General features: G+C 65.9%; 5 protein-coding genes and 1 pseudogene. 2 read left to right on the plus strand and 4 right to left on the minus strand.

Features of this window, described 5'->3' with window-relative positions:
- Together ACHWRX_RS15270 and glpX are read right to left on the minus strand one after the other, a co-directional pair.
- Nucleotides 1-914: ribose-phosphate pyrophosphokinase (locus ACHWRX_RS15270; RefSeq protein WP_394659829.1), on the minus strand; the 914-nt coding region annotated here is incomplete at its 3' end.
- 346 nt (nucleotides 915-1,260) lie between these two features.
- A complete protein-coding gene (gene glpX, locus ACHWRX_RS15275) occupies nucleotides 1,261-2,244 on the minus strand; it encodes a class II fructose-bisphosphatase (RefSeq protein WP_058737384.1) in 984 nt (327 codons plus the stop codon).
- A gap of 103 nt (nucleotides 2,245-2,347) precedes the next feature.
- Between glpX and ACHWRX_RS15280 the strand changes: the two genes are divergently transcribed.
- A complete protein-coding gene (locus tag ACHWRX_RS15280) occupies nucleotides 2,348-2,764 on the plus strand; it encodes a hypothetical protein (RefSeq protein WP_394659830.1) in 417 nt (138 codons plus the stop codon).
- Nucleotides 2,765-2,808: 44 nt separating this feature from the next.
- Here the strand turns inward: ACHWRX_RS15280 and ACHWRX_RS15285 are convergent, their stop codons facing one another.
- Both ACHWRX_RS15285 and ACHWRX_RS15290 read right to left on the minus strand, forming a co-directional pair.
- Nucleotides 2,809-4,116, minus strand: coding sequence for a homoserine dehydrogenase (locus tag ACHWRX_RS15285; protein ID WP_058737383.1), 1,308 nt, complete (start codon nucleotides 4,114-4,116; stop codon nucleotides 2,809-2,811).
- Nucleotides 4,117-4,196: 80 nt separating this feature from the next.
- Nucleotides 4,197-5,087: a hypothetical protein gene (locus ACHWRX_RS15290; RefSeq protein WP_394659831.1), complete on the minus strand. Its 891-nt coding sequence runs from the start codon at nucleotides 5,085-5,087 to the stop codon at nucleotides 4,197-4,199.
- Nucleotides 5,088-5,437: 350 nt separating this feature from the next.
- On the opposite strand from ACHWRX_RS15290, the pseudogene ACHWRX_RS15295 reads away from it, so the two are divergent.
- Nucleotides 5,438-5,748, plus strand: a pseudogene (locus tag ACHWRX_RS15295) (energy transducer TonB); the annotation flags it as partial.

A 5,748-nucleotide genomic window follows, 5' to 3' on the forward strand; every position in this document is an offset into this window, starting at 1 on the left:
GAGCTTTCGTCGGCGATGCGGCGGATCGCTTCGCCCAGCAAGGGGGCGATGGTCAGCGCGCGGATGCGGTTCGATTCCTTGGTGGCGTCAGTGGGCAGGATCGAATCGGTGATGACCAGTTCGGTCAGCGCCGAATTGTTGACTCGCGCCACCGCCCCGCCGGACAGCACGCCGTGTGTGATATAAGCGGTCACGCTCTTCGCGCCCTCGTCCAGCAGGGCTTGCGCGGCGTTGCACAAGGTGCCGCCCGAATCGATGATGTCGTCGATCAGGATGCAGGTGCGATCCTTGACGTCGCCAATGATGTTCATCACCTCGGACTGGCCGGGCTTGTCACGCCGCTTGTCGACGATGGCGAGCGGGGCGTTGTCCAGCCGCTTGGCCAGCGAACGAGCGCGCACCACGCCGCCCACGTCGGGGGAGACGACCATCAGTTCCTGGTCGCCGTAGCGGGCCTGGATATCCGCCGCCATCACCGGGGCGGCAAACAGGTTGTCGGTCGGGATATCGAAGAAACCCTGGATCTGGCCGGCGTGCAGATCGACCGAAAGCACGCGGTCGGCGCCGGCCTGGGTGATCAGGTTGGCGACCAGCTTGGCCGAGATCGGCGTGCGCGGGCCAGGCTTGCGATCCTGCCGGGCGTAGCCGAAGTACGGCACCACCGCCGTGATCCGCTTGGCCGAAGCGCGGCGCAGCGCATCGATGCAGATCAGCAGTTCCATAAGGTTGTCGTTGCACGGGAAGCTGGTGGGCTGAACGACGAACACGTCTTCGCCGCGCACGTTCTCGTGAATTTCGACGAAGACTTCCTCGTCGGCGAAGCGGCGGACGCTCGCATCGGTCAACGGCAGTTCGAGATAACCCGCCACCGCACGCGCGAGGGGCAAGTTGCTGTTGCCGGACATGATCTTCATCGAGGAGTTCCCTTACCCACCCAGGACGCGGCCTGCCTCTAGCCGAGAGTCACGGGATTGCAAGATAAGGTGGGATCAGGCGGCGGGATGATCGCGGGTGATCGGATCGGATCGCCTGGCCCGAGGGTGCCACGCTAAGCGCGGCAACCGGGGATCGATGGCGCGCCATCAAAGCTGACGACCTTGTCATTCACCTAAGGGCGGGAATGACGAAAGAGGGTGTAATTGTCTTTCGCCGAATCACGCTCGCGCACGAGCCCGGCGCCAGCGTGTCTCGACTTCGCTCGACACGAACGGGAATGGGAAGCCAGGGAGGGGAGGCTCAAAGCCCCCCGCCCCGCATGGCTTACTTGATGCGGTGTTCGCCCTTGATCCAGCGCACCGTGCCCGAGCTGGCGCGCATGACGACGCTCTCGGTGGTCATCTTGCCGCTCTTCAGCCGCTTCACGCCGTCGAGCAGCGAGCCGCTGGTGACGCCGGTGGCGGCGAAGATGCAGTCACCCTTCACCAGATCGTCGCGGGTGTAGATCCGGTCCAGATCCTCGATGCCCCACTTGCGGGCGCGGCCACGCTCGTCATCGTTGCGGAACAGCAGGCGGCCGTTGAACTGGCCACCGACACAGCGCAGCGCCGCGGCCGCCAGCACGCCTTCCGGCGCGCCGCCCGAACCCATGTACATGTCGATCGTGGTGTTCTCATCCGTCACCGCGATCACGCCGGCCACGTCGCCATCGCCGATCAGCACGATGCCGCAGCCGATGCCGCGCAGTTCCGCGATCAGCGCTTCGTGACGCGGACGATCGAGCACGCAGACGATGATGTCCTTGGGCTGGACGCCCTTGGCGGCAGCCACCGCCTCGACGTTCTGCGTCACGCTCTTGTCCAGCGAGATGATGCCTTCGGGGTAGCCCGGGCCGACCGCCAGCTTGTCCATATAGACGTCGGGCGCGTTCAGCAGGCAGCCTTCCTCACCGGCGGCAAGGACGGCGAGCGAGTTCGGGCCGGCCTTGGCGCAGATCGTGGTGCCTTCCAGCGGATCGAGCGCGATATCGATCTTGGGGCCGGTGCCGGGCGCGCCGCCCACCTTTTCGCCGATGAATAGCATCGGCGCTTCGTCACGCTCGCCTTCACCGATCACCACGGTGCCGTCCATGTAAAGTTCGTCGAACGCCTTGCGCATCGCTTCGACCGCGGCATGGTCGGCGGCCTTTTCATCACCGCGTCCGATCAGTTCGGAAGCGGCGATGGCGGCCGCCTCTGTCACGCGAACCATTTCCAGAACAAGAACACGATCGAGGACTTTGCTGGCAGGAGTCGACTTGTTCTGCATGTTCACTCCGGGGTAAATGCGAATAGGTATGAATTACGCTCGAAGCGCTTAGACAGAGGAACAGGGATTGTCGAGACGATGCACTGCACCTCTTGCGCTGATCTTGGCATCACTCACATCGTGGCCCGCCGCCGCGCAGGATGTATCCGAGGCGGATCGTGAAGTGGCACGGGGCCTGATGCTCAAGGTGGGCAAGCTGGCCCCGCCGGCGCGGCCGCGCTGCGAAGCGCCCAAGGGCAATGATATCGTCGTGTGCGCGCGCAACAACGATCAGTTTCGCGCCCGGTCCAGCAGCGCCGAAGACCCGACGGGGAAGGCCGGCACCAACGATGGCCGGCTCACCCCGCCGGATGTCTCGGGCAACGGCATTTTCAAGGGCAAGGCGACGATGGGCGGCATGTGCCTGATCCCGCCCTGCGCCAAGGCCCCGGTCTATATGATCGACCTCAAGTCCATTCCCGAAGCACCCGTCGGTTCCGATGCGGACAAGATCGCCAAGGGTGAGATTCGGGCGCCCTAGATAGGCGCTCGCCCTCCCCCCGGCGTGGGGGAGGGAAGGTGACCTCACCCGCCGATGATCTGCATCACCAGCGGCGGCCTGGCCACGCTGTCCGAGCCGTCCAGGATTTTCAGCGCTTCGGTAACGCCGGATTCGGGCCCCTCATGCGTGACCAGCGCGACGATCACTTCGCCCGCGTCGCCGCCCCGGCCCTTCTGGATGAAGCTTTCGATCGAGACCCCGGCATCGCGCATCGCCGCAGTGATCTCGGCCAGCACGCCCGGACGATCCGGCACGATGAAGCGCAGATACGAGCGGCCCACGCGATGGCCGGACTGCGCCGGCTCCAGCGATTCGAGCTCGTGCGAGGGCATGGAGAACGCCGCGCCCTTTTCACCCCGGGCGATGTCGATCAGATCGGCGACCACCGCGCTGGCGGTCGGCCCCGCGCCTGCGCCCGCGCCCTGGAACAGCAGGCGGCCCATGAAATTGCCCTCGGCGACGACCGCATTGGTCGCGCCGTCCACGCTCGCCAACGGATGATCGCAATGGATCAGGTGCGGCCGCACGCGCTGGAACAAGCCCGGTGAGGCGCCGCCCCGGTCGATCTCCGCCGTGCCGATCAGGCGAATCACGTAGCCCAGCGCCCGCGCCTGCGCGATGTCGGCCGCCATCACGCCGGTGATGCCGGTGGTTTCCACCGCATCAAAGCGCAGGCGGGTACCGAAGGCGATTCCCGCCAGGATCGCCAGCTTGTGCGCGGCATCGATTCCCTCGACGTCGAACGTCGGGTCCGCCTCGGCATAGCCCAGCCGCTGCGCGTCGCCCAAGACGTCGGCAAAGTCGCGGCCGGTGTCTTCCATGGTCGAGAGGATGTAGTTGCAGGTGCCGTTGAGGATGCCATAGACCCGCTCGATCGCATTGGCCGCCGCGCCCTCGCTCAGGCCCTTGATGACCGGGATACCGCCCGCCACCGCCGCCTCGAACTTCAGTGCCACGCCTGCGGCTTCCGCCGCCGCCGCCAGTTCCAGGCCATGGTGCGCGATCATCGCCTTGTTGGCGGTAACGAACGACTTGCCGCCCGAAATCGCCTTGCGGGCGAGCGCCAGCGCCGGCCCGTCCGAACCGCCGACCATCTCCACCACCACGTCGATGTCGGGCTGGGTGGCCACTTCGGCGGGATCGTCCAGCCAGCGGTAAGGCGAAAGATCGACGCCGCGATCCTTGCTGCGATCGCGCGCGCTGACGGCGGCGATGCGGATCGGACGGCGGGCGCGGCGGGCGATCAGCTCCGCATTGGTCTCGATCAGGCGCACGACGCCTGCGCCCACGGTGCCCAGCCCGGCGAGGGCGATGTTCAGCGGTTCTGCCATGAAACTCCCTTTCGGGACCGCGCCCTAAGCGAGCCTCCCTGACATTGCCAGCCCAACAATTTGAACCGGCGAAGGCGCGATCACGAAGATCGGCGGCACGGCCCCAGAGCCTCGATCACGAAGCGATAGTCCGCTTCGGCCATCGCCTGCGCCGCCGGACCATCGGAGCCATTGGTGGCGCCTGCCGGCGTCGGCGGAAGCCCGCAGGCGAGGCGGTACCATTCCAGCGTCTCGGGCGCGGGCGGCCTGCCGACTTGGGCGACCAGTTCCGAGAACGACGCGCCCCATTGCGGCGGCTGCCCCGGCTGATGGCGCACGGTCACGCTGGCGGCGCTGTTGTCTGCGGTGTTGAGGAATATCTGCGTTTCCCCCTCCCCCGCCAGATTGCCGGGCACGTAGCTCATCTCGCGCACGCCGGTGACTTTGCCCGGCGCATCGGGCGCCAGTAGCGCGGTGATGATGGGCTTCAGCCGCGCCTCCACCTCGGGGCTCCAGGCGATCTGCGCATCGGGCCGCACCAGCTGGACCTCCTCCGGGCGCTGCGGCACGGCGCGGGCGAACACGATCACCTCATCTTTCTTGCGCGCGCGGGGCCTGCCCTTCGCGTCCAGCGGCAAGTCGACCAGATACGCGAAAGACTGCCCGATGGCCGAGCGCCCGGTGATCAGCGCGCGAGTCTCCGCCTGGATATAGAAGCGGCCCGTGCCGGCGGCGGGTGGCCGCATCCGCGCATCCTCCACCCGCGCCATCTTGCGGATGCGGGCATGCACGACCAGCGGAGCCGAATCGGCGAGCGCCACCAGATCGGCATAAGTCGGACCGTCTGCTGCCTGACCCGCGCCTTTCGGCGCGCCGTAGCCGCTGGGGGGATTCGCCGCGGGGATCAGTTGTGCCATAGCGGGAACCGACCCGGTCAGCGGCATCAGCGCGGCGAGCAGCATGACCGGCAGGCGGCGAGGCAGCGGATACATCTCGTGCGATCTCCATGAAACGGCAGCCCGACCCTCATGCCACGGTAGCGGGGGGAACGCCAAACGGCTGTCATCTTACGCCGTCATAGCCGTGAATCGAAGGTTAACAGACCCATGGCTGAGATAGGGCGTTGCACGGGTACGGCATCGCCGCTAAGAATTGCACAAAAGCGGGGATGATAATAAAATTTCCCCAATGGCCCGCCCTTTCCGGCCACCGGTCCGGAATGGTTGGGCTGTCAGTCGTCAGGGTGGGTATGAACTGTTTTTTCATGGTTGCGGCTCGCGCGGCGATCATGGGCTCCCCCGGGTTTAGGCCCGGGCCCTGTTATATGGAGTGATGTATCTGAATGGCTTACGCTGACCAATCGATGAGTGGTAACAAGGTTACCGCTATCGTCATTGTTGCGCTGATACATGTCTTCATTGGTTACGCGCTCGTCACCGGTCTTGCCTATGAGGCATATAAGAAGGCCGTCGAAAAGGTGACGACCGTCGACATCAAGGAAGAGGAACCGAAGAAGGAGGAGCCACCGCCACCTCCGGAGAAGAAGGTTGAGGCTCCGCCTCCGCCGGTCGCTCCCCCGGTAAAGATCAACGTTGCGACGACACCGCCGCAGATTCAGACGGTGACGACGGCCCCGCCGCCGGCTCCGCCTGT

It is taken from the genome of uncultured Novosphingobium sp., from assembly GCF_964277725.1.
Classification (GTDB): domain Bacteria; phylum Pseudomonadota; class Alphaproteobacteria; order Sphingomonadales; family Sphingomonadaceae; genus Novosphingobium; species Novosphingobium fluoreni.